We start from the raw sequence: 22210 nt of genomic DNA, 5'->3' as shown, positions 1-22210 counted from the left end.
TGGGCGGCGCAAAGCTTTCAGCGTCTGAGATCGAGGTGCCGCTGCCGCCCCCTCACCCTCCCACGGGCTTACGCCCGCGGGCCCCTCCCTTTCCCGCCAGGGGAGAGGGAAGAAGACCGGTAACCTAGCGCGCGGTGTAGCCGCCGTCGACGACGAGTTCGGAGCCGGTCATGAAGCCGGAGCGGGGGCTGGCGAGGAAGACGACGGCGTCACCGATATCGCGGGTTTCGCCGAGGCGGCCGATGGGATGTGCCATGACTAGCATGTCGATCATCTCGTTGGCGCTCTGCAGCACGGCATCCGGCCGCTTGGTGCCCTCCTCCACCGCGTCGCGCACAAGGGCCGTGTCAATGAAACCGGGATGGATGGAATTGACGCGGATGCCGTAGCCAAGCTCGGCACATTCAAGGGCCGCCACCTTGGTCATGATCCGGACACCGCCTTTTGACGCGTTGTAGTCCGCATTGCGCGGGAACCCGACGATGCCCATGACCGACGAGATATTGATGATCGCCCCGTCATTGGCCTTGGGGCTCGAATACTTCTTGATGGTGCGGATGCCGTGCTTGCAGCCGAGGAACACACTGTCGAGGTCAATCGCGGTGACGCGCTTCCAGTCCTCGAAGGCGAGGTTTTCTATATATTCGCCCGCCGGTGCCACGCCCGCGTTGTTGACCAGGATATGCAGCGCGCCGAACAGCTCCTCGGCCTTGGCGACAGCTGCTTCCCACTGATCTTCCTGCGTGACGTCGAGCGGAAAGAAAGCCGCCTTGCCGCCTGCCCCGGCGATGCGGTCCACCACCGCCTGGCCTTCATCGGCGCGCATATCCGTCACCAAGATGCTGGCGCCCTCGCGCGCCAGACCTTCCGCTGCCGCCGCGCCGAGACCGCGTGCGGCACCGGTCACCAGCGCCACCTTGCCGGCGAGTTCCTGTTTGTCCTGCTGAGCCATCTGTTCCCTGAGTTTTTCGTGTTGTTGTTGGTTGTTGCGTCCAGATTTCGGTCACGTATTGTGACGCCCGCCGCATGAAGCGCAACCCGCAACGTAAGTCCCGACAGGAGTTCTCCATGGCCAGCGATACAGCCTTCGTCCACCTCATCAGCTTCACGGGGTCGGCCGACACGGTTGCCTCAAATCTGCGCGGCTATGTGGAACGCGAGCTGGCCCGGTCCGCACCGAAGGGCTTTCTCTCCGCCGTGGTGATCGAGGGCAAGGATGGCGAAACCGCGGGGCTCTTGTCCTACTGGGAAAGCCTCGACGCCATCGAGGACATCACCGACACGGCCCCGTGGGAAGCGGCGATGGATCTGTGCGAGGCGGTGTGCGATACGCGCAGCGAGTTGTCCTACGCAATCACCGGCGCAGCGGCGGCTGGCTGAGACGGCCGATCATCAAACCACCGCTATTCCTCCGGCTTGACCGGAGGATCTCTTAAAGGCTCTGCCCTGTTGCCCGAGACCCTCCGGTCAAGCCGGAGGGAGTGCGGGGACCTAATGCGCGTGCGCCTGTCTCTCGGCGTGCGCGGGATATGGGGAAAGATGTGCGGGGCACTTCCCTCCCACAGAAAAATCTCCGTTGCCCTCCGGCTTGACCGGAGGGCCTACTCGCTCGGCTGCTTGCCGCAGAGGAAATGAGGGCTGCACGCGTGGCCAAGTGCGCATGCCCGACCACTGCCCAGACAAGTTGCACTGAGAGTGGGCCCTCCGGTCAAGCCGGAGGGACACGGCATGAAAAAGGGATGGAGTGCGGGGCGTCGGCGGAGCCTAGATCGCCGCGCCTTCGTCGTCGCAGCCACCGACCATCTGGTCCATGGAGCGGGCGGGTTCGGGGCAGCCGGCTTCGCCGATGACCTTGGCGGGTACGCCGGCGACGGTGGTGTTGGCGGGGACGGCCTTGGTGACAACCGAGCCTGCCGCCACGCGGGCGCAATTGCCGACGGTGATGTTGCCCAGCACCTTGGCACCGGCCCCCAGCATGACGCCGCGGCCGATCTTCGGGTGGCGGTCGCCGTCTTCCTTGCCGGTGCCGCCGAGGGTCACCGAATGCAGCATGGAGACATCATCCCCGACGACGGCGGTTTCGCCGATCACGACGGAGGTTGCGTGATCCATCATCACGCCGCGGCCGATCTTCGCATTGGGGTGGATGTCCACGCCGAACACTTCGGAAATGCGGCTCTGCAGGTGATAGGCCATGGCGATACGGCCCTGGGTCCAGCACCAATGGGCGACCCGGTAACCTTCGATGGCCTGGAAGCCCTTGAAGTAGAGCAAGGGCTGCAGGAAGAAATCGCAGGCCGGATCGCGGTCGAACACGGCGACAATGTCGGCGCGCACGGTCTCGGCGATTTCCGGCGTGTGGTCATAGGCATCGTCGAACACCTGCTGCAGCAGCATGGCGCCGACCTGGTCATTCGCCAGCTTCTCGGCCAGGTGATAGCTGAGCGAGCTTTCAAAACTGCGGTGATTGAGAATGGCGGCGTGCAGATAGCTCGCCAGAAGCGGTTCGGACCGTGCCCAGTCCTCGGCCTCGCGGCGGATACGGTCCCAGACGGGATCGACCTGCGCCAGCGACGCGCCGGCTGTTTCAATCGGCTGAGACATGGAACCCTCCCACACTTGCCGGGGCGTGATACGCAAGCGCCCCTCTCCCACCGCCCGCAGACAGTGCCATTGCCGGCACGCCATGGGCAGGTTTACGCCGCTGCAGAAATACCACATATGGTGGCAGCGAACGAATGACTAATCTCCCAATCCAGATCGGGGGATTTTAGGGAGGTAGGCATCGCGATGCCGGTTTCAACCGTCAATGACATCGACATCCACTGGGAGATGCGGGGCAATGTGGCAGGCCCGCGCGTGCTGTTCATCGGCGGCACCGGCGGCGACCTGCGCAAGACACCGAATGTCTTCGACGGGCCGCTGGCTAAAAGCGCCCATGTCCTGACCTTCGACCAGCGCGGACTGGGCCGGACATCGAAGCCCGACGGGCCCTACAGCATGGAAGACTATGCAGATGATGCGGCCGGGCTGATGGCGGCCCTGGGCTGGGATGACGCCCATGTGATCGGCGTGTCCTTCGGCGGCATGGTGGCGCAGCACCTGGTGGCCCGGCACCCGGCCCGCGTGACACGCCTCGTGCTCTGCTGCACATCACCGGGCGGCGATGGCGGCAGTTCCTATCCATTGCACGAGGTGGCGGCGATGCAGGAGGAAGAGCGCATCCGCTTCATGATGCCGATCTCCGACACGCGCCACACGCCCGCCTGGCAGGCCGACAACAAGGAGCTGGTCGAGGGCCTCATCCGTATGCAGATTGACGGCGAAGCGCCCTACCGGGACGAGCCGCGCCGGGCCGAGGGCGCCTTCCTCCAGCTCGACGCGCGCCGGCATCACGATGCCTGGGACAGCCTCGGCGCGATCAGGCAGGACGTACTGATCTGCGGCGGCAAGTATGACGGCATCGCCACGCCGGAGACACAGGCGCGCCTGGCAGAGCGCATCCCGTCAGCGACGCTGCGCATGTATGAGGGCGGGCACCTGTTCCTGCTGCAGGACGCCCGGGCCTGGGCCGACATCATCAGCTTTGTGACCGGCACACCGGGAGACGACGCATGATCCGTACCGAGACAGATGGGGCCATCGGCTGGCTCATCATCGACCGGCCCGGCCAGCGCAATGCCCTGTCCACCGCCATGTGGGCTGACATTCCACGCGCGGTGCGGACGCTGTGCGAGACGGACGGCGTGCGCGCCATCATCCTGCGCGGGGCGGGCAATACGGCCTTTGCCGCGGGAGCGGATATCGGTGAGTTGCAGCGCATGGGCAGCGACCCGGCGGCGCTGGCCGACTTCGAAGAGAAGTTCGAGGCGGCGCAGGCAAGCCTTGAGGCTTGCCCCCTGCCCGTGATCGCCGCCATAAAAGGCCCCTGCATGGGCGGCGGGCTGGCGCTGGCGCTTTGCTGCGACATGCGGGTGGCAGGCGATGATACAAGCTTCGCGATCCCCGCCGCGCGCCTGGGGCTGGGCTATGCGGCCCCCGCCGTGGCCCGGCTGATGCGGGCGGCAGGACCGGCCGGTGCCTTCGAGGTGCTGGCAACCGCCCGGCGGTATGCGGCCGACGAAGCGCTGACACGCAATCTCGTGACAGAAGTGGTGGGGACAGATGACGTATTTCCCCGCGCCGAGGCCCTGGCCCGACAGATCGCTGCCAATGCGCCGCTGACGGTGCGCGCCGCCAAGGCCACCATCACGGCGCTGACCCGGCAGGACGACAGCCTTCAGCAGGCGGAAGAGCTGATCATGCGGTGCGGTTCAAGCGCCGACTTCGCCGAAGGGCGGCAGGCCTTCATGGAAAAACGCCCGCCACGCTTCACAGGCGAATAGGCCCGCCCCGCCCTATCGGGGTTGCATGTTGGCGGGTTCGCCCGGCATGACGGTGACCGGCTGATGCAGGCCGCAGTCAAAATCACGCGCCATCGTGTCCGCCGCATGGGCCGCCACCGCATTGGCATTACTGACCGCGCGGGTGTTTACATAGGCGACGTGGCAGGACTGCTCGGACGCATCCCGCGGCACCTTGGTGACCACCAGCACATTGCCGCGGCTTGCCGGATCACCGATGCCGTCATCGGTGAAATAGCGCAGGATCATCGCATAGGGCTTGAAGGTGCCGCCCTCCGTCTCGCCGCGCCATTCAGCCTTGGTGTTGATGGTGTTGAACGGAGACAGGGTCTCGAAGCGGATGTCGGTGCTGCTGCCGGCCGGGCGCGGCTCCACCCAGAAGCGCAGATCTCCCTCCAGCACACGCAGCTCCCAGCCATCGGGCCCGGGGCAGATCACCTCATAGGCAGGCTCGTCCTCGAATTTCTGCCCCTTCGGGCAGTTGTCGAGATCGATGTCGGAATATTTGCTGACCGGCTCGGCCAGAGCATGGCCGGCTGCAAAGAAGACGGCGGCAGCCGAGATGGCTGCGGCAAGACTGCGCATGAATATGATCCCCTGTTCATCTTGAGATGACCCGGAGGGACTAGTCCTCCCGGACGTCTACGCGGTCCGTATAAAAGGCCAGATGGTCCTTGATGCCAGCCAGCTCTTCAAACGGATCTTCATAGGACCATACAGCATTTGTGCCGTCTTTACCTGCACTATCAGCCTGGACGGAGAAATAAGACGCCGCCCCCTTGAACGGACAATAGGTGCTGTGATCGGTGGCCGTGAGAACCGACATGTCGGCATCCGCCCGCGGCACATAGAGCACGGGCGGGTAATCGCCCTCGTGCAGGCGGATTGCGTTACTGGTCCGCGCGAGGCTCACACCGCCCATGGTGACGGTAACCTCGCCTGCCACAGGCTCCAGCCGGATGCGGCCGGGATATTGCGCGAGTTTCGAGGGCAGCATGGCGCCGGAAACCGTGCGCGCTGTTTCAGTGTCTGATCCGGACATGGCCGTGTTCCTTGCTGTCTGTTTGGTTCTTGAACCGTGCCCCCGCTATGCCCTTATGTTGGGTCAGCACGCACATAACAACAAGACACGGTCCCGCTGACCGGGGTGGTGCGCCTATCGCACCATCGTGTCGCCTATCGGGGAGGGGCGCATATGCGCATCGACGGACAGACCGCCATCATCACGGGCTCGGCCACAGGGCTGGGCGCTGCCATCGCCATCAAGCTGGCCGAACGCGGTGCCAATGTGGTGATCAACTACACCAAGAGCAAAACCGAAGCCGAAGAGACGGCGAAGGCCTGCGAAGCGGCCGGCGCAAAGGCGCTGCTGTGCCAGGCGGACGTGTCCAAGGACGAGGACTGCCGCCGCATGGCGCAGGAGACGGTCGAGGCCTTCGGCGGCATCGACATCCTGGTGAACAATGCCGGCGGCACGAAGTTCGCCGACCACGCCAACATGGACGAGCTGGACGCCGACGACTTCCACTGGATCTACGGCCTCAACGTGGTGGGCCCCTACCAGATGATCCGCGCCTGCCTGCCGCAGCTCAAGGAGAACGGCAAGGGCAAGGTGGTGAATGTCTCGTCCATCGCGGGCGTGGCGGGCATCGGCTCCTCGGTGGCCTATGCCGCGTCCAAGGGCGCGCTCAACACCATGACGATCTCGCTGGCCCGCTCGCTGGCGCCGGAAGTGCGGGTGAACGCGATCTGCCCGGGCTTCATCGGCACGCGCTGGTTCAAGGACAAGTTCGGCGACAACGCATTCCAGTCGATCGTCGCGGACCAGGAAGCAACCATGCCGCTGAAACAGGCAGGCACACCGGAACTGGTGGCAGACGCAGCCGTGTTCTTCGCCTGCGAGGGCGGCGAACACATCACGGGGGAAACACTGATCACCGACGCGGGCATGCATCTTGGCTATGCCCCGCTGGTGGCACGCTGACTTGAACCTTCAGGAAGGAAAGACCCGATGACAGAGGTCTCACGACACAACCCGGACACGCTGCCGGACTCCGCCCGCATGGGCTACACCCAGGTGACCACTGCCCCCGCAGGCGACCTCATCTGCATGTCCGGCCAGGTGGCCTGGCGGCGGGATGGCTCACCGGTGCCCGACAGCCTGGGCGAGCAGGCGCAGATCGCCATCGACAATGTCCGCTTGGGGCTCGAAGCCGTGGGCGCGGGCCCGGCCAATGTGACCGCCATGCGCGTCTATGTGGTGGGGCTGACGGCGGAAAACAGCGCAGAAGCCGCCGGGCCGCTCGCGGGCTTCTTTGGCGGCCCCGCCCCCTGCGTCACCATGATCGGTGTCAGCTCCCTGGCCATGCCGGAGCTGAAGATCGAAATCGAGGTGATGGGCGTCAAATAGCGCCTCACGGTGCCGCCGGGGCCCGGGATTCGGGCCCGGACACATCGCCCACAACACGGAAAAGCCGCCGGTTTCGGCGGCTTTTTTGTTTGTGTGACATTTTTATCGCCCAAATATGACGCATCCGGATCTTTGCCCTGTGCAGAATTTTTCGCGCAGTTTCCAGGCATTTCACCAAGCCGCCTGCAATTTGTGCATTTTCCATGACGGATTGATGAATACTTGGGCGATAAACCAATTAACTCAATGGCTTAGAGTCTTTGACGCACCGCAACAACACTGTTAGCGGTGAAGTCGGTGACGCGCCAATCCTCCCGGCACGCACCGCAGCACTAAGACTGGAAACGACTGTTTCCTCCAGCGCAAAACGGGCTGTTTTGCGAGCGGTAATGCTCACCCTTTTGACAGGGAAGTAAACCAGCCCCTCACGCGCAAGATAAACGGGGTTTATACATGAAGAATATTGGGGTGCTCACCACGCGCGGCCTTACCATGACGGCATCGGCGGCACTGCTTGCCGCGGCGGCACTGACCGCGCAGCCGGCGCTGGCCGAGGAAGACGAAGGCAAGGTGCTGGGCGGTTCGCTGTCGGGCAATGTGGGGTTCTTCACCGACTACATCTATCGCGGCGTCACGCAGACCGACAACGAGGCGGCCATCCAGGGCGGCATCGACTGGGGCCATGACTCAGGTTTCTATGTGGGCGCCTGGGGCTCCAACGTGGACTTCAATGACGGGGACCAGGCCTCCATCGAAGTCGACGTCTATGCGGGCTTCGCCAACTCGATCGACAGCCTGCCGGAACTCTCCTACGACTTCGGCTTCCTCTATTACTGGTACCCGGGCGCGGCCTCGAGCCTCGACTACGACTTCTGGGAAGTCTACGGCTCGCTGTCCTACGACTTCGATTTCGCCGCCGCGAGCGTGGGCATTGCCTATTCGCCGGAATTCTTCGGCGACACCGGCGACGCCTTCTACTACCAGTTCGGCGTTGATGTGCCCCTGCCCTACGACATCGGCATTTCCGCCGGCTACAACTTCCAGGAATTCCAGGAAGGCGCGCAGGACGATTACTCCGACTGGAACATCGGCCTCAGCTACACCGTCTGGGACCTGGATCTGAGCCTTACCTATTCGGAGACCGTCGATCTCGGCACCTCCGACAATGAGGCACTGACCTTCGGCGTGTCCTACGCCTTCTAGGCAGGACACCCAACCCCAAGGAGCTCGTCCCTCCTTGCCGGGCCGGATCGCGTTGCAAGTGGGGGCTTTGCGCGGTCCGGCCCTTTTTATTTGTCGGCCGCGGAAACCGCGTCAGCGCGCAAGGAAAGCCAGCACCTCCTGCTTGGTGACCTTGTCGCCCACCGCGCGCATGTGATCGCGCCGGGGCACGATCACACACTCCGCACCCGGAACAAGGTCCGCCAGCGGGGCCGGGTCACGCGCCACATCATCCGTCTCCCCGGCAATGACAAGTGTGGGGGCTGCGATGCGGCCCAGCTCGTCTGCGGTGAATTGCCTGGTGATGCCGCGAATGCAGGCCGCAAGCGCCCGCTTGTCAGCGCCCGTCTGATCGGCGAACAGGCGGAAGCGGCGGGCGACTTCCTGCCCGGCGGGCGGCACGTCCTCTGACAGCAGGCCCGCGGCGATCTCCCCGTTGCGGCGCGAGGCATCCCGCAGCATGTTTTCCCCGACGCCCGCCAGCACCAGCCGCGACACGAGATCAGGCCGCGCGGCGGCAAGCGTTGCGGAGATGAAGCCGCCCATGGAATAGCCCATCAGCGCCACCGGACCATCGGACACATCCTCGATGACCGCGGCCACATCCGCCGCCATTTCATCAAGCGCGTAATCCTCGGGCGCATAAAACGCCGTGCTCTTGCCGTGGCCGCGCATGTCGGGCGCGAAGACCGCAAAGCCTGCTTCTTCCAGCGGGGCAATCCAGCCGGGGCCAACCCAGTTGGTAACATGGTCCGATGCAAAGCCGTGCACCAGCACGAGCGGCATGCGCCCCGCCTCGCCCGCAGCCTCACTCTGATACACGTGAATGTGCGCGTCACCGCGCGTGACCGTTTTCGACATCGCCTGTTTAACCTGCCCGTGGGTCGTGTAGAGTTTCGCACCTTATGACATGAAAGGACGATGCCCCGTGAGTGATCTGGCCACGCTGAAGCGCGAAACCTGCGACCGCATCGACGCCCTGGCGCCGGAACTGATCGACATCAGCCACCAGATTCACGCGCGCCCGGAACTGGCCTTTCACGAGCATTTCGCAGCAGGCCTGCTGGCGGACACCCTCGACAAGCATGACGTGCCCGCCACCCGCAACGCCTTCGGCCTCGAGACAGCCTATGCCTCAAGCTTCGGCGAGGGCGGCGCGGAAGTGGCGATCCTGTCTGAGTATGACGCCCTGCCCGGCATCGGCCATGCCTGCGGCCACAACATCATCGCCACGACCGGCCTTGGCGCAGCGCTTGGCCTTGCGGCGCTGAATGGCCGCCTGCCCGGCCGCATCCGCTATCTCGGCACCCCGGCTGAGGAAATGGGCGGCGGCAAGGAACTGATGGCACAGGACGGCGCGTTTGACGGGCTGGATGCCGCCATGATGGTGCATCCGGCAGGCATCGACCTTGAGACCATGCCCTGCATCTGCGTGAGTGAAGTGCGCGTGACCTATCACGGCAAGTCAGCCCATGCCTCGGCCATGCCCCATGCGGGCCTCAACGCGCTGGACGCGCTGGTGACCGCCTACCAGACACTGGCGCAGCTGCGTCAGCACATCCGGCCGACGGAGCGCATCCACGGCATTTTCACCGAGACGGGCCTTGCGCCCAACATCGTGCCGGACAAGGCCTCGGGCCTGTTCTATGTGCGCGCCAAGAACGCCAACGACCTCGCCCAGCTCAAGACCCGCGTGCAGGCCTGCTTCGACGCCGGTGCACTGTCGTCGGGCTGCACGGCGGAGGTGGAATGGGCGAAAGCGGATTATCTGGACATGAAGACGAGCTGGCCCCTGTCCCAGGCCTATGTGGCCAATGCGACGGCACTCGGCCGCGACTTCATCGACCTGTCGCTGCTGCCGTCGAGCTCGGCCGGGTCCACCGACATGGGCAATGTCTCCCACCGGGTGCCGTCAATCCACCCGATGATCTCCTGCGCCCCGGCCAATGTGGTGATCCACAATCCGGAATTCGCCAAATGGGCGGGCTCCGACCTTGGCGACAAGGCAGTGGTGGACGGCGCGAAGGCACTGGCGATGACAGCGCTCGATTTCCTGATGTCCCCGGACATGCAGGCGGCTGCCAGGGCAGAGTTCGAGGAAACCGCCGAAGTGTCCCGCAACGCGGTCTCCATGGCCTACAATCCGGACGGGCTGGCCGAGATCGGCGGCTGCGGCTGCTGCTGAGGCACGGGAGCCTTACAGCGGCTCTTCCCTATTCGAACGGCACGATGGGCGGCTCGCGTTCGGCGCGTTCCATGATGATGCGGCGGTTTTCCTTCTGCCGCGCTTCGTCCAGCGGGAAGTGCCACATGATGCCCGCCACCGCGAAATACATGAGCGTCGGCAACCAGATGAAGGTGGCGCGCACGGCCTCAAGCGCCTGCGGCGTGTTCTCCTTGCCGGGCATGAAGCCGAGCCCGTCGATCAGCGCATAGGTGACACCGACGGCAATCGCGGCCCCGACCTTGCTGGTCATCGTCAGCAGCGAGAAGAACAGGCCCGTGCGCTGATTGCCCGTCTCCACCTGGTCATGGTCCGCCACATCCGCCATCACCGACCGCAGCAGGAACGAGCCCGCGCCGAGATTGATGCCGAACAGGGCGGTGAAGATCACCATCAGCAACACATCGCCCGGGCCCACGAGATACATCAGCGGCAGGCCGATACCATTGGCCAGCGCCGACACTGCCAGGGTGAGATGCTTTCCGAAGCGGTAGGACAGCCGGACGATCAGCGGGACGAAGATGACGCCCGCGCCGAAATAGGCGAGCAGGATGACACTCGACCACCCGCCCATCTGGAGCACATCGGACGCCACGAAGATGAACAGCGCCGCCATGGTGCCGCTGCCGAGACCATTGGCGAGATCGGCTGCCAGCAGCCGGCGCAGATAGCGGTTGCGCAGCATCACGCCCACCGCCTCGCGGAACGGCACATGCTTGGGCGGCGGCACATCGCGTTCACCGACGGTGGTGACGGCGAAGGCTACGGTGATGGGCAGCAGGATGACGACGAACCAGCCCATGGCGGCGACACGGGCCTTGCCCACATCTTCCGCCCCCAGATAATCGATCACCGCAGGCGTGATGAGCACCAGCAGCATGCCGAGAATAAGCGCACCCTCGCGCCAGCCCTGCACCAGCGACCGCTCATTGTAATCAGGCGTAAGCTCGGCACCCCAGGACATGTGCGACAGGGTGAGCAGCGTCCACCCCACATAGAGCACCACCATCCAGATCAGCAGATAACTGCCTGAAACAGGTGCCGTGGGCATGAACAGCATGACCGTGGCCAGCAGCATGATCGGCACCGACAGCACGATCCAGTGCCGCCGGCGCCCCCAGCGGGTGACGAACTTGTCTGACAGGACACCGAGGACGGGATCGGTGAACACATCCCAGAACCGCGCCAGCATGAAGATGGTGCCGACGAGCGCGAGCCCCAGCCCCATTTCGTTGGCATAGAACGGCGGCAGATAGACCGAGATGGGCAGGCCCATTGCCGCGATGGGAATGGCCGGCGAGGCAAAGGCAAGCAGCCTGAGCGGCGTCAGGGAGAGGGAGGACATGGGCACTCTTCTGTGTCTGTCGCTTCAGGAGATATGGGGGCTCAGTCTGATCCGCCAAGGGGGGCGATGGAGGCACCGGCATTGCCGCCCGCCCCTTCCGCCGCCGCAGCCCGCTGGGACAGGATGCGCCGGTTCTCGCTCTGGGTTTCCTCGTCGATGGGGAAATTCCACATGACCCACGCCACGATGAAGCCGATGGCCATGGGCGGCAGCACATAGATCATCCGCAGCCCCATCTCGGCGGCGGACGCATTCTCAACCCCCGGAACAAAGCCCACAAGCTCAAGCGCCGGATAGGTGATGCCCACCGCCAGCGCCGCCCCCACCTTGTTGGTGAGCGTGAGCAGCGAATAGAACAGCCCGGTACGCTGATTGTGGCCCTGCACTTCGTCATGGTCAGCCACATCCGCCATGATGGAGCGGAACAGGAACGGCCCAGCCCCCATGTTCACGCCCAGGCAGATCCAGATGAACACCGCGAACAAAAGATCGCCCGGCGACACCAGGAAGATGAGCGGCACGGTAACGGCGGAGAACAGCGACGAATAGGCCAGCGTGCGGTGCTTGCCCCATTTGTAGGACAGCCGCACGATGATCGGCACGAACAGGCAGCCGGAGGTGAGATAGACGAGGATCAGCAGGCTGGCGTTCTTGAGGTCCAGCACATCGGCGGCGAGGAACAGGAACAGGCCGGTGACGATGCCGCCGGACACACCGCTGATGAGATCAGCCACCAGCACACGGCGCAGCGGCGCATTGGCGACCAGCACGCGCACCGCCTCCTGCCAGCGCACATGGACCGGGTCCGGCACCCGGCGCTCGGGCACCACCCACACGGCGATGGCGACGGTGATCGGCAGCAGGATGAGCACGAACCAGCCCATGGAGGCCACACGCGCCGCGCCGAGATTTTCAGGCTCCATCGCCTCGATGAAGACCGGCATCAGCAGCACCAGGATCATGCCGCCAATGAGCGCCATCTCGCGGAAGGCCTGCACGGAGGAGCGCTCATTGTAGTCGGGCGTCAGCTCCGCCCCCCACGACATGTGCGACAGGGTGAGCAGCGTCCAGCCAATGTAAAGGATGACCATCCAGATCAGCAGGTAGCCGCCGCTGACCGGCGCCTCCGGCATGAACACCATCCAGACCGACACCAGCATGATGGGCACGGACAGCACGATCCAGTGCCGCCGCCTGCCCCACCGGGTCTTGTACTTGTCGGAAAGCACGCCGAGGACGGGATCGGTGAACACGTCCCAAAACCGGGTGATCATGAAGATGTAGCCCACCAGCGCCAGGCCGAGACCCATTTCATTGGCGTAGAACGGCGGCAGATAGACCACAATGGGAAGCCCCATGGCGGCGATCGGCGCGGCGGGAAGAGCGAAGGCTGTCTTGGTCCAGTTGCCGAGGCGCGGCTGATCACTCTGTCCGGAAGCGCCGGTCGTGTCCGGCGCAATACGACTCTCCATGCGGCCCAATACCTCCCTGGGTCACGTCCCCTGTGGCGCGCGAATGCCCCGGCTGCATGCGCCGGGCCTCCGGCCCCTTTTTGTGATGGCTGATTAAACGCGCTTCCTGTGATGAAGCGGTCGCACTCACGTTGTTATTCTTGCCGATGATACGCACAAAGATATTGGCAGAGAAGGCAAAGCGTCTCACGCAGGGTCAAAAAACCGGTGATTTGTGCGTTGCAGCAGACACAGCGACGCCGCACACTGCACCTGTCCGGCCACATGTCCGGCGGTCATTTCACATAAGCGACGTCACACACCACCGGGGGGCGGCTGGTGACAGCGGTGGAGATGAACGCAGGCACCGGGAGGCAGCAGGTGCGGAGCCATGATCCGCATCAGCGGTGCGGGACGATCGGGGGAACGGGGATCCATGACCACGCAGACAGAGGCGCCCGGCGGCACCGGCACGACCGCACCTGACCGGGAGGACGGCGGCGGGACCGGCACGGGCACCGGTTCTCCGGCGCGGGTAGCGGTGCTGTGCCATGCCGACAATCTGCGCGCCAGCCTCGCCCATGCCTTCGGCCCCGGCTACGCATCCGTCAACCCGCAGGCGCTCGCGGAACGGCTGGCAGCCGAACGCGGCTGGGATCTTGCCCGCCTCACCGTCTATGCCTCCAGCGATCCGCACACGGATAACACGTCTGACACGCTCCTGGACGACACCGGCACCCGCGCAGCCTGGCTCAAGCGCGTGGGCGGCACCAGCGCGAGGCTGACAACCCAGCCCGGCGACGTGACCCTGCGCATGGCGCTGGACGGCACGGCACAGCTCCGTGACCGGAATATCGGCATCCTGATGGTAATGGGCGCGGGCCCGGGCTTCATGGCGCTGGCGCAGGACACGCGCACGGCGGCACGCCAGCAGAACCGCGACATCCGCTTTGCCAGTGCGTTTGCGCCGTCAAGCCATCCCCACGGCCGGGCCGTGCCCTCCGCCGACCTGTCAGTCAGCATCAGCCGGGCGCTGGTGGAAAAATGCCTGTTCAGCGCAGGCGCCACCCCGCCCTCGCCGCGGCGCATCTATGCGGGCCGGGCGAGAGCACAGACAGCTGAACCGGCCGCCCCTGCCCTGCGCCTGCCGCGCCTGCGGCCCCTGCGTGCCCTCTACGGCGTCGGCTTTGCGGGCAGCGTGATGGCGCTGGTGTGGGAGGATGTGGTGGCTGCAGGCGGTCACGCCGCGCTGGCCTGGGACAGCTGGCGCTGGGGTGTATCGCTGGCGCTCGCTGCGGCAAAGTCCCTGCTGTGGCCGCTTTACTGGCTGGCGCGGGCCCTGGGGATCGAAGCGGGGGGCTAGACCTTTTCAGGCGCTGGACAGGGACGCGGGACACGGCTACCCCCATGGGGCGACGCGGGGGGTCACACGGCCCTGACACACAGACTAACGAACAAACAAAAAGCGCGGGCATCCGCACCGCGCCATCGGGGGGTTGGATCATGAAATGGATCGTCATCGGTCTCGGCATTCTTCTGGCTGCGGCGGCACTGGCCTATGTGGCGGCCGGCATGGCACGCAAGCCGATGGACGAGGCCGCCCGCGCCAAGGCACCCGGCGACCTGGTGCAGGTGAGCGCCGGCAGGCTGCATGTGCGCCGCGACGGCCCGGCTGACGGGCCGGTGGTGGTGATGGTTCACGGCTTCTCCACGCCCAATTTCATCTTCGAACAGAATGTGGCGGCGCTGACGGAAGCGGGTCTGCGGGTGATCCGCTTTGATCATTTCGGGCGCGGCTGGTCGGACCGGCCGATGGGGCCCTATGACACGGATTTCTATGACCGGGCGCTGCTGGAGCTGATGGACGCCGAGGGGCTGACCGCGCCGGTGGGGCTCGTGGGCCTGTCGATGGGCGGGCCGATCGTCGCGGAATTCGCCGCCCGGCACCCGGAACGGGTGTCCGGCGTGTTCCTGTTCGTGCCCGCGGGCTTCGACGTGGCCGGCACCGACAGCACCGCTGCCCGGCTGGTGCGCACGCCGCTGATCGGCGACCTCATCTGGCGCGTGGCGGGCGAAAGCATCCTGCTGGGTGACCCGCAATACCAGGAAGAGGGCCTGGAGCCGGAAAACCGCCTGGCGGGCGACGTGGCAGAGCAGATGCAGTATCGCGGCTATTTCCACGCCCTGCTCTCCACCATGCGCCACATGAAGCTGACCGGCCGCGAGGACACCTTCGCACGGCTGGCGGAAACCGGCCTGCCGGTGACTGCCCTGTTCGGCGCCGATGACCCCACCGTCCAGGTATCAAGCGCCGCGCGGCTGGAGGAAACCGTGCCCGCCGCGACTGTCCACGTGCTGGAGGGGGCCGACCACGGCCTCAATTACAAGCGCCACGCCGACGCCAACCCGCTTCTGGTCACGTTCTTTACCGAGGGCCCCGGCGCGCCCGCGCGCTGAAGCGCACGCTTGCGGCTGGCCGCATCGAAGGGCTAGAAAGGCCCGGCGCGCCGCATTGGCCGGCGCGGTGATTCAGTTCTAGAGGACAGGCGAACCCATGGCCGGAGCAGTGGTGCCGAAATTCAGGAATGACGACGCGGTCGCGGTGATCGAGGTCGGCGTGAAGGAATTCTACTGCACGGGCGCCAGCGCGCCGCACGACCACCCGCATGTCTATCTGGACATGGGCGGCGACACGGAAACGATCTGCCCCTATTGCTCGACCGTCTACCGCTACAACGAAAAGCTGGCCCCGACCGAAAGCGTCCCCGCGGGCGCGATCCTGGTGCCGGAAGCCACCGACCCGGACCGGCGGTAGCAGCCTCCCCTTTTTCTTTGCCCGGCTTGCCCGATCAGCCTTGACCTTCGGTCGCCCCGCCATAGAACATAACAGGAACAAACCGTTCCTGTCCGTCCGTTCTCAATGCCCGGGGCCATGCCGCAAAAATCCCTCCAGGACCGTCTCGCCATCCTCGCCGACGCTGCGAAATATGACGCCTCCTGCGCGTCATCCGGTGCCGGCAACCGCAACGCGCTGAAGGACAAGGGCATCGGCTCCACCGAGGGCATGGGTATTTGTCACGCCTATGCGCCGGACGGCCGGTGCATTTCGCTGCTGAAGATCCTGCTGACCAATGCGTGCATCTATGACTGCGCCTATTGCATCAACCGGGTGTCGAGCAATGTGGAGCGGGCCGCCTTCACCCCTGCGGAGGTGGCGGACCTGACAATGGCGTTTTACCGCCGCAACTACATCGAAGGGCTGTTCCTGTCGTCCGGCATCATCCGCACCTCGGATTACACGATGGAACTGATGCTGGAAGCGGTGCGGCTGCTGCGCACCGAGCACCGCTTTTCCGGCTATGTGCACCTCAAGACCATCCCCGAATGTTCGCCGGAGCTGATGAGCGAAGCGGGGCGGCTGGCCGACCGACTGTCGATCAATGTGGAACTGCCGACCCGCGCCGGGCTGAAGCAGCTGGCACCGGAAAAGGACGAGACCACGATCCGCACCGCCATGGGCCATGTGCGCAGCCGCATCGAAGACGCCAAGGACGCCAGGCGCGACAGGACCCTGCGCCGCGCCAAGCCACCGCGCTTTGCGCCCGGCGGGCAATCCACCCAGATGATCGTGGGGGCTGACGCGGCAAGCGACGCGGAGATCCTGACCACCAGCGCCACCCTCTATGCGGGCTACGGGCTGCGGCGGGTCTATTACTCGGCCTTCAGCCCCATCCCCGCCCCCTCCGCCGTGCTGCCGCTCAAGGCCCCGCCGCTTAAACGCGAGCACCGGCTCTATCAGGCGGACTGGCTGCACCGGTTTTACGGCTTCGAGATGCCGGAGATTGAGGCGGCGACCACCGGCGGCATGCTCGATCTCGATATCGACCCCAAGCTCGCTTGGGCCCTGCGCAACCGGCATGTGTTTCCGGTGGACGTCAACAAGGCCGACCGCGAGATGCTGCTGCGCATCCCCGGTATCGGCACAACGGCGGTGAAGGCCATCCTGAAAACCCGCCGCCACCGCAGCCTGCGGCTGGATGACCTCAGCAAGATGACCCGCGCCCTGAAACGCGCTCTGCCCTTCCTTGTCGCTGCTGACTGGCGGCCGACACAGATGCTGGATGCGGCAGGGCTGGAGGCAAGCCTGCGCCCGCCCAAGCAAATGGAGCTGTTCGACGCGCCATGATGCCCGTCACATATGCCGTCACCCTTGCTCATGACGCCGACTTCACCGGCTGGCGCAGCGCCGCCCGCAGGCTGGACGCCAACCATGTGCAGCCCGGCTGCGTGCAATGGCGCTGCGAGGGTGATCCGCAGCCGGACTTTCTGTTGCCCGCAGCGCGCCCCTACCAGGAGCTGCCCACAGGCAACGCCGCGCGCACCGTGCCGGGGGCGTTTGTGTCGCTGGCGCAGAAGCTGATCTGCCACAGCGCGGATGACCGCTTCACCCTCGCCTACCGCCTGTTCCGCCGCCTGCGCGAAGAGCCGCAGCTTTTGTCGGACGCCGGCGATGACGACATGCACCGGGCGCATCTGATGGCCAAGGCCGTCTCCCGCGACGCGCACAAGATGAAAGCCTTCGTGCGGTTCCGCGAGGTGACACCCGATCAGGGTGCGGATGACCGCCCGCATTTCGTCGCCTGGTTCGAGCCGGACCATCACATTGTCGATGCCACGGCCCCCTTCTTCATGCGCCGCTTTGCGGGCCAGAGCTGGTCGATCCTGACGCCCGAGCGCTGCGCCCATTGGGATGGCGAAACCCTGTCCTTCACCCCCGGCGTGCCGCGCAGCCAGGCGCCCGACGGTGACCCGGCGGAAGATCTGTGGCGCACCTATTTTGCCAGCACCTTCAACCCCGCCCGGCTGATGGTGAAGGCGATGACGGCGGAGATGCCGAAGAAATATTGGAAGAACCTGCCCGAGGCGCAGCTGATCGACCCGCTGATCGCCGACGCGCAAAAGCGCCACCAGGCAATGCAGGACACAGCGCCCCGCGCCCCCGCCCGCTCGACCCGTGTCCGCCGCGACCATGAGGCAGGCAGCCGCGCAGCGGACGCGCCGATCCGCTCGCTCGACGACCTTGCAGCGGCGGGCCGCAGCTGCACCCGCTGCCCGCTTCATTGCGGCGCGACCCAGGCCGTGCCCGGCGCGGGGCCGGGGGATGCGCCGCTGATGCTGGTGGGCGAACAGCCCGGCGACCATGAGGACATCGCCGGCAAACCCTTTGTGGGACCGGCGGGCGATGTGCTGAATGACGTGCTGCGCGAGACAGGCATCCTGCGGGACCGCGCTTTCGTCACCAATGCGGTGAAGCACTTCAAGTTCGAGCTGCGCGGCAGGCGGCGGCTGCACCGCTCGCCCGATGCGGGCGAAGTGGCCCATTGCCAATGGTGGCTGGCAAAAGAGCTGGAGCTGGTGCGCCCGCGCGTAGTCGTCGCCCTCGGCGTGACCGCCGCCCGCGCACTGACAGGCCAAACTGTGACCCTCAACGCCATGCGCGGCGCAGTTCACGACATGGCGGACGGCACGCAACTGGTGGTGACCAACCACCCCTCCGCCCTGCTGCGTCAGCGCAATGCCGAGGCCGCGCGGCAATTGCGCGGCAACATGCTGGCCGACCTGACGACGGCGCGGCGATGTCTGGAGGCTGCCGGCTAGGCCCGCGGCTCAGGCGATGTCCGCCGCATATTGCCGGGCGATGATCTCTTCCAGCACAGCGAGATCCACATCATCCAGCTTGTTGATGTAAAGGCAGGCGACGGAACGGCGATGCTTGCCGAGCCGGGCGTAAAGCGTCTCAGCTTCGGGGAAGCTGTCACGCACATAGAAGGTCATGTTGGCCTTGCGCGGCGAGAAGCAGGCTGCGGGTACCCGCCCCGCGCGACCGGCATCCGTGGTGTAGCGCCGCTCACCGAACCCGATGATCGACGGCCCCCACATGACGGGCTCAAGCCCCGTGACGCGCCGATAGATCTCAAGCGCCACCCGCGCATCCGCCTGACGCCGCGCGGGGGCAACACCATCCAGAAAGGCATTCACGGAGGCCCGTGTGGGAACGGTCTTGTTCTCTGCCATGGCGATGACCTCATCGCGCGTCGGGACAGTACCCGGATGCTGCAAGATAGCGTGCGGTGGTGCGGGCTGCCGGACTTGAACCGGCATGGACGTTACCGTCCGAGGGATTTTAAGTCCCCAAACCCCTAAGAAATTCAAGCACTTAGCTGGAAGAAAATGCAGCCAGTCGCATTTCCGGCAACAGTTGCGGCAACAAAAAAAGTAAGGAGACTAGGTCCCTTGCTCATTCTCTAAGTTGGTCACAGAAGGGCCGTCAGATGCCTTTTTTTCCTGTTTGTTTTTCCGTTTTTGTGCCCGTTTATTCGCCACAATCTCATGAAGCTTGGCGGTTTGCTCCGAACGCTTCTTGCGGTTGACGTACCAACGGTCGATTAGAATTTCGATGAGAGCTACGAGAAGGCGGGCTTCCTCTGGCTCGACATCCACGACCATATCAACGTGCTTGTCCATATGCGCGCCGATGTCTCCGATCGCCCGTATTGCCTCAATTTCTTTCAGAAGTTCAGGGTCAATTTGATCGGAAAGCGAACTGATCTCCGCACCTAATTTGCCTCTTTTGCCTTCCGGCAAATTCCAAAAATCACGAATGATGCCTTGCAGACAGCGACGAGAAAGCGCCGCAGACGCGTTCGGACTGAGTTCAACTATTCTTGCCGCTTGCTGATAGGCATCCCTTATGGCCTCCGGCACGTACTCCGGGATCGGCTTTGCATTCGATTCCGGTAGAAGCTTCCAAATACCAATTTCTTCTTGTTTGACACGTTGCCCCCCGCTCCCCTTGGCGTACCAAGCGGCCACCGAAAGCGTGAGCTCTCCACAATTAGGATTAGGACAGCCAATGGCCTGTGCCCTCAGGGCGATAGAGGGCTTTTTTTTCTGGACAGAAGCCATGACGACAGTTTGGTTTTTGATGCTTGCAGCGGTTATCGTAGTCGGTTGCCCGCAGTAGGGGCAGGTCCAAGAAAAAGGTGGTTCCATATGCAATTAATCCTATGGTGCGGGCGGCGGGGATCGAACCCGCACGTCCTATCGGACCCAAGATTTTAAGTCTTGTGCGTATACCAGTTTCGCCACGCCCGCACGAGGATAGGAAAGGTTGCATTGCAGCAACTGCCGCAACAATCACCTCACCGAAAGAGCTTCACTAATCCACCCCTGCAATTAGCAGGGGACTTTGTTGCAGAAACAGATTTTTTTGGCTGAAATCCTCACCCAATCAATCCAAGGGTGACTTGATACCCCCATAGGTTCAGGGACTTGTGAGCAAGGAACAGTTCTAACTTTCTCCACAAGTCGTTGTTTCTTCAGGATGGGGACTAAAAGTCGTTTTAAGTCCCTTGTGTCTACCAATTCCACCAAGCCCGCATGCGCCCGGAATCACCCCGTGGCCGACAACCGCGCGACCATAGCGGCTGCGGGCAGGCGTGCAACATCAGGCGTCGGCGAGTGGCGCGGCGCGCGGGGCCGGGAGGCAGACACGCCGCCCCGGGCTGTGGGCAATTGCGATTCAGGGTCTTGTGGATATCCCGTCAGGCCACTGACAAGACTCGATAATCCGCATCGCTCCACATGCCCACAGACTCACGCCCGCGAGGATAAGTGCGGGCCTAGAGCACCATCTGCGTCTGGCTGGTGACGGCGACGAGCTTGCCGTCCGCGCGGGTAATCCGCGTCTGCCACATCTGGGTGCGGCGGCCGCGATGGACCGGCGTGGCGGTGGCCCGCACCACCTGCCCCGCGGGACAGGCGGCGAGGAAATTGGTCTTGCTCTCGATGGTGGTGGTGCCGCCGGCACCCTCGGGCAGATTGAGGAAGGTGGCGACCGCGCCCACCGTGTCGGCCAGCGCCATTGCGGTGCCGCCATGCAGGATATGCCCCGCGGTGCAGAGCGCTTCGGTGACCTCCAGCTCGGCCACCACCTCATCCGCCGTGGCGGCGACGAAGCGGATGCCCAGATGGCGGGCAAGCGGCAGCGGGTTGGCGTTGAGCTGGGTGACGGTGTCCGGGGTATCGGTCATCGGGGCCTCCTGATGCGGGTGGAGGCACAGCTATCGCCGGCGCGGCGGGTGATGGCGATTACGCGGGGCGTAAGGGCCGGCAAGACCCGAAGCTTCCGATAGGCCCTCCGGTCAAGCCGGAGGGCGAGCGGTGCGTGGGCGCAGATATGAGCCAATTCGCTTTCCGAGCTGGATTCGGAGAATGTGGCGGCACCAAGTCACCTCTCCCCTTGCGGGAGAGGTCGGTGTGCGAGCACCGGGTGAAAGGGGTGGGCCTTCCTACCGGCATCAGGTCAGAAATCAAACGCTACTGCTGCCGCCCCCTCACCCTCCCACGGGCTTGCGCCCGCGGGCCCCTCCCTCTCCCGCAAGGGGAGAGGGAAGTTTTGGAGAGGTATGGCACACGAGATCCGCTGTCCCTCCGGCTTGACCGGAGGGGCCATGGGAGGTGGCGGGGGCCTTCCCTGCGCCAACGAAAAACGGCGGCCCGTGTGGGACCGCCGTTTGACGTGCGAAGGGTGAGTTCGCGAAGAAGCTTGGATACGCGTTTGGGGCGCGTCTTAGTTGACGAGGCCCTGCCAGACGGCCTTGCAGTTACCGCCAAGGGTGCCCTGCACGGCGGCCATGGCTTCTTCCATGTTGGCACCGTCCTGGGTGGTCTGGCTGTCGGCGCCACCGGTGCACCAGACGTAGAACTGGTGGGTGCCGGACTTGCTCATGGCTTCAAAGCTGGAGTCCAGAGCGAACGCCTGACCGGTCATGATCAGCGCGCCAGCGGCAAGACCGAATGCGCCTGCGAGAATCTTTTTCATGCTGAGTGTCTCCCTCGTGACGTTTCCTAGGCCCCGGTTATTCTCCGGGGTGCAATTCCCTGACTGACAGGCTTGCACGCCTGTCGTTCATTGATGGGCGGCAGATGCCCTCGCCGGTAAACCGGCACCCGGGTCCTGACGGACCATGCGGGTGCCACTCCCCTCACCGGCGTGATGCGCACCGCACCACCCTTTATGGGGTGGAACGATAACCGCTCCTGACCGTCATACTACTGGATTCCGCGGCTGATAGCCTGAAATCTTCGTAATGT

At 64.6% G+C, this 22210-nt stretch carries 23 protein-coding genes and 1 tRNA gene; 12 read left to right on the top strand and 12 right to left on the bottom strand.

Annotated features, from left to right (window positions below; all coding sequences use genetic code 11):
• Nucleotides 1–124: 124 nt before the first annotated feature.
• Complete coding sequence (locus HG718_RS04370) at nucleotides 125–952, bottom strand: glucose 1-dehydrogenase (RefSeq protein WP_160588914.1); 828 nt, start codon at nucleotides 950–952, stop codon at nucleotides 125–127.
• 116 nt (nucleotides 953–1068) lie between these two features.
• Between HG718_RS04370 and HG718_RS04365 the strand changes: the two genes are divergently transcribed.
• The gene (locus HG718_RS04365) at nucleotides 1069–1380 is read left to right on the top strand and encodes a hypothetical protein (protein WP_027843456.1); all 312 of its coding nucleotides are present in this window, start codon (nucleotides 1069–1071) and stop codon (nucleotides 1378–1380) included.
• A 384-nt stretch (nucleotides 1381–1764) separates the two neighbouring features.
• Here HG718_RS04365 and cysE read toward each other — a convergent pair whose 3' ends face one another.
• Nucleotides 1765–2604 carry a serine O-acetyltransferase gene (gene cysE, locus HG718_RS04360; RefSeq protein ID WP_027843457.1) on the bottom strand — a complete coding sequence of 280 codons (840 nt, stop codon included), beginning with the start codon at nucleotides 2602–2604 and terminating at the stop codon, nucleotides 1765–1767.
• Between the two features lie 186 nt (nucleotides 2605–2790).
• Here cysE and HG718_RS04355 point away from each other — a divergent pair, with 186 nt between their 5' ends.
• Nucleotides 2791–3618, top strand: a complete 828-nt coding sequence (locus tag HG718_RS04355) for an alpha/beta fold hydrolase (RefSeq protein WP_160588915.1) — start codon at nucleotides 2791–2793, stop codon at nucleotides 3616–3618.
• Nucleotides 3615–4385 carry an enoyl-CoA hydratase-related protein gene (locus tag HG718_RS04350; protein WP_160588916.1) on the top strand — a complete coding sequence of 257 codons (771 nt, stop codon included), beginning with the start codon at nucleotides 3615–3617 and terminating at the stop codon, nucleotides 4383–4385. Before HG718_RS04355 ends, HG718_RS04350 begins: the two co-directional genes overlap by 4 nt.
• Before the next feature lie 12 nt (nucleotides 4386–4397).
• On the opposite strand, the gene HG718_RS04345 is transcribed toward HG718_RS04350, so the two are convergent.
• Nucleotides 4398–4988, bottom strand: coding sequence for a hypothetical protein (locus HG718_RS04345; protein ID WP_160588917.1), 591 nt, complete (start codon nucleotides 4986–4988; stop codon nucleotides 4398–4400).
• Between the two features lie 40 nt (nucleotides 4989–5028).
• Entirely contained in the window at nucleotides 5029–5397 is a 369-nt protein-coding gene (locus HG718_RS04340; protein ID WP_373868328.1) for a DUF427 domain-containing protein, read from the bottom strand.
• 201 nt (nucleotides 5398–5598) lie between these two features.
• Here HG718_RS04340 and HG718_RS04335 point away from each other — a divergent pair, with 201 nt between their 5' ends.
• From HG718_RS04335 to HG718_RS04325, 3 genes are all read left to right on the top strand, one after another.
• A complete protein-coding gene (locus HG718_RS04335) occupies nucleotides 5599–6387 on the top strand; it encodes an SDR family NAD(P)-dependent oxidoreductase (protein ID WP_160588918.1) in 789 nt (262 codons plus the stop codon).
• Between the two features lie 27 nt (nucleotides 6388–6414).
• Nucleotides 6415–6813: a RidA family protein gene (locus HG718_RS04330; protein ID WP_027843462.1), complete on the top strand. Its 399-nt coding sequence runs from the start codon at nucleotides 6415–6417 to the stop codon at nucleotides 6811–6813.
• Between the two features lie 453 nt (nucleotides 6814–7266).
• Nucleotides 7267–8016: a TorF family putative porin gene (locus HG718_RS04325; RefSeq protein ID WP_160588919.1), complete on the top strand. Its 750-nt coding sequence runs from the start codon at nucleotides 7267–7269 to the stop codon at nucleotides 8014–8016.
• 111 nt (nucleotides 8017–8127) lie between these two features.
• On the opposite strand, the gene HG718_RS04320 is transcribed toward HG718_RS04325, so the two are convergent.
• Nucleotides 8128–8895: an alpha/beta fold hydrolase gene (locus tag HG718_RS04320; RefSeq protein WP_160588920.1), complete on the bottom strand. Its 768-nt coding sequence runs from the start codon at nucleotides 8893–8895 to the stop codon at nucleotides 8128–8130.
• Nucleotides 8896–8962: 67 nt separating this feature from the next.
• Here HG718_RS04320 and HG718_RS04315 point away from each other — a divergent pair, with 67 nt between their 5' ends.
• Nucleotides 8963–10219 carry a M20 family metallopeptidase gene (locus HG718_RS04315; RefSeq protein WP_027843464.1) on the top strand — a complete coding sequence of 419 codons (1257 nt, stop codon included), beginning with the start codon at nucleotides 8963–8965 and terminating at the stop codon, nucleotides 10217–10219.
• 28 nt (nucleotides 10220–10247) lie between these two features.
• Here HG718_RS04315 and HG718_RS04310 read toward each other — a convergent pair whose 3' ends face one another.
• Nucleotides 10248–11603, bottom strand: a complete 1356-nt coding sequence (locus tag HG718_RS04310) for an MFS transporter (protein WP_160588921.1) — start codon at nucleotides 11601–11603, stop codon at nucleotides 10248–10250.
• A 41-nt stretch (nucleotides 11604–11644) separates the two neighbouring features.
• A complete protein-coding gene (locus tag HG718_RS04305) occupies nucleotides 11645–13075 on the bottom strand; it encodes an MFS transporter (RefSeq protein WP_160588922.1) in 1431 nt (476 codons plus the stop codon).
• A 415-nt stretch (nucleotides 13076–13490) separates the two neighbouring features.
• On the opposite strand from HG718_RS04305, the gene HG718_RS04300 reads away from it, so the two are divergent.
• The 5 genes from HG718_RS04300 (at nucleotide 13491) to HG718_RS04280 (ending at nucleotide 18712) form a co-directional block, all read left to right on the top strand.
• Nucleotides 13491–14417, top strand: coding sequence for a hypothetical protein (locus HG718_RS04300; protein ID WP_160588923.1), 927 nt, complete (start codon nucleotides 13491–13493; stop codon nucleotides 14415–14417).
• Between the two features lie 140 nt (nucleotides 14418–14557).
• Nucleotides 14558–15511, top strand: a complete 954-nt coding sequence (locus tag HG718_RS04295) for an alpha/beta fold hydrolase (RefSeq protein WP_160588924.1) — start codon at nucleotides 14558–14560, stop codon at nucleotides 15509–15511.
• 97 nt (nucleotides 15512–15608) lie between these two features.
• Nucleotides 15609–15869, top strand: coding sequence for a zinc-finger domain-containing protein (locus HG718_RS04290; protein WP_027843468.1), 261 nt, complete (start codon nucleotides 15609–15611; stop codon nucleotides 15867–15869).
• Between the two features lie 117 nt (nucleotides 15870–15986).
• The gene (locus HG718_RS04285) at nucleotides 15987–17240 is read left to right on the top strand and encodes a putative DNA modification/repair radical SAM protein (RefSeq protein WP_160588925.1); all 1254 of its coding nucleotides are present in this window, start codon (nucleotides 15987–15989) and stop codon (nucleotides 17238–17240) included.
• Entirely contained in the window at nucleotides 17237–18712 is a 1476-nt protein-coding gene (locus tag HG718_RS04280; RefSeq protein ID WP_160588926.1) for a UdgX family uracil-DNA binding protein, read from the top strand. The genes HG718_RS04285 and HG718_RS04280 overlap by 4 nt, the downstream gene beginning before the upstream one ends.
• 9 nt (nucleotides 18713–18721) lie before the next feature.
• Here the strand turns inward: HG718_RS04280 and HG718_RS04275 are convergent, their stop codons facing one another.
• From HG718_RS04275 to HG718_RS04255, 5 genes are all read right to left on the bottom strand, one after another.
• On the bottom strand, nucleotides 18722–19129 hold the full coding sequence (locus HG718_RS04275; RefSeq protein ID WP_160588927.1) for a DUF1801 domain-containing protein: 408 nt from the start codon (nucleotides 19127–19129) through the stop codon (nucleotides 18722–18724).
• 210 nt (nucleotides 19130–19339) lie between these two features.
• On the bottom strand, nucleotides 19340–20107 hold the full coding sequence (locus HG718_RS04270) for a DUF4145 domain-containing protein (protein ID WP_160588928.1): 768 nt from the start codon (nucleotides 20105–20107) through the stop codon (nucleotides 19340–19342).
• Nucleotides 20108–20122: 15 nt separating this feature from the next.
• Nucleotides 20123–20209, bottom strand: a tRNA-Leu gene (locus tag HG718_RS04265).
• 527 nt (nucleotides 20210–20736) lie between these two features.
• Complete coding sequence (locus HG718_RS04260) at nucleotides 20737–21147, bottom strand: PaaI family thioesterase (protein ID WP_160588929.1); 411 nt, start codon at nucleotides 21145–21147, stop codon at nucleotides 20737–20739.
• Between the two features lie 539 nt (nucleotides 21148–21686).
• A complete protein-coding gene (locus HG718_RS04255; RefSeq protein WP_027843472.1) occupies nucleotides 21687–21938 on the bottom strand; it encodes a hypothetical protein in 252 nt (83 codons plus the stop codon).
• Nucleotides 21939–22210: the final 272 nt, after the last annotated feature.

Origin of the sequence: Pyruvatibacter mobilis, from assembly GCF_012848855.1 — a bacterium.
In the GTDB taxonomy this organism is placed as follows: domain Bacteria; phylum Pseudomonadota; class Alphaproteobacteria; order CGMCC-115125; family CGMCC-115125; genus Pyruvatibacter; species Pyruvatibacter mobilis.
The sequence above is the reverse complement of the archived record's forward strand: the minus strand, read 5'-3'. Positions and strand labels throughout refer to the sequence as shown.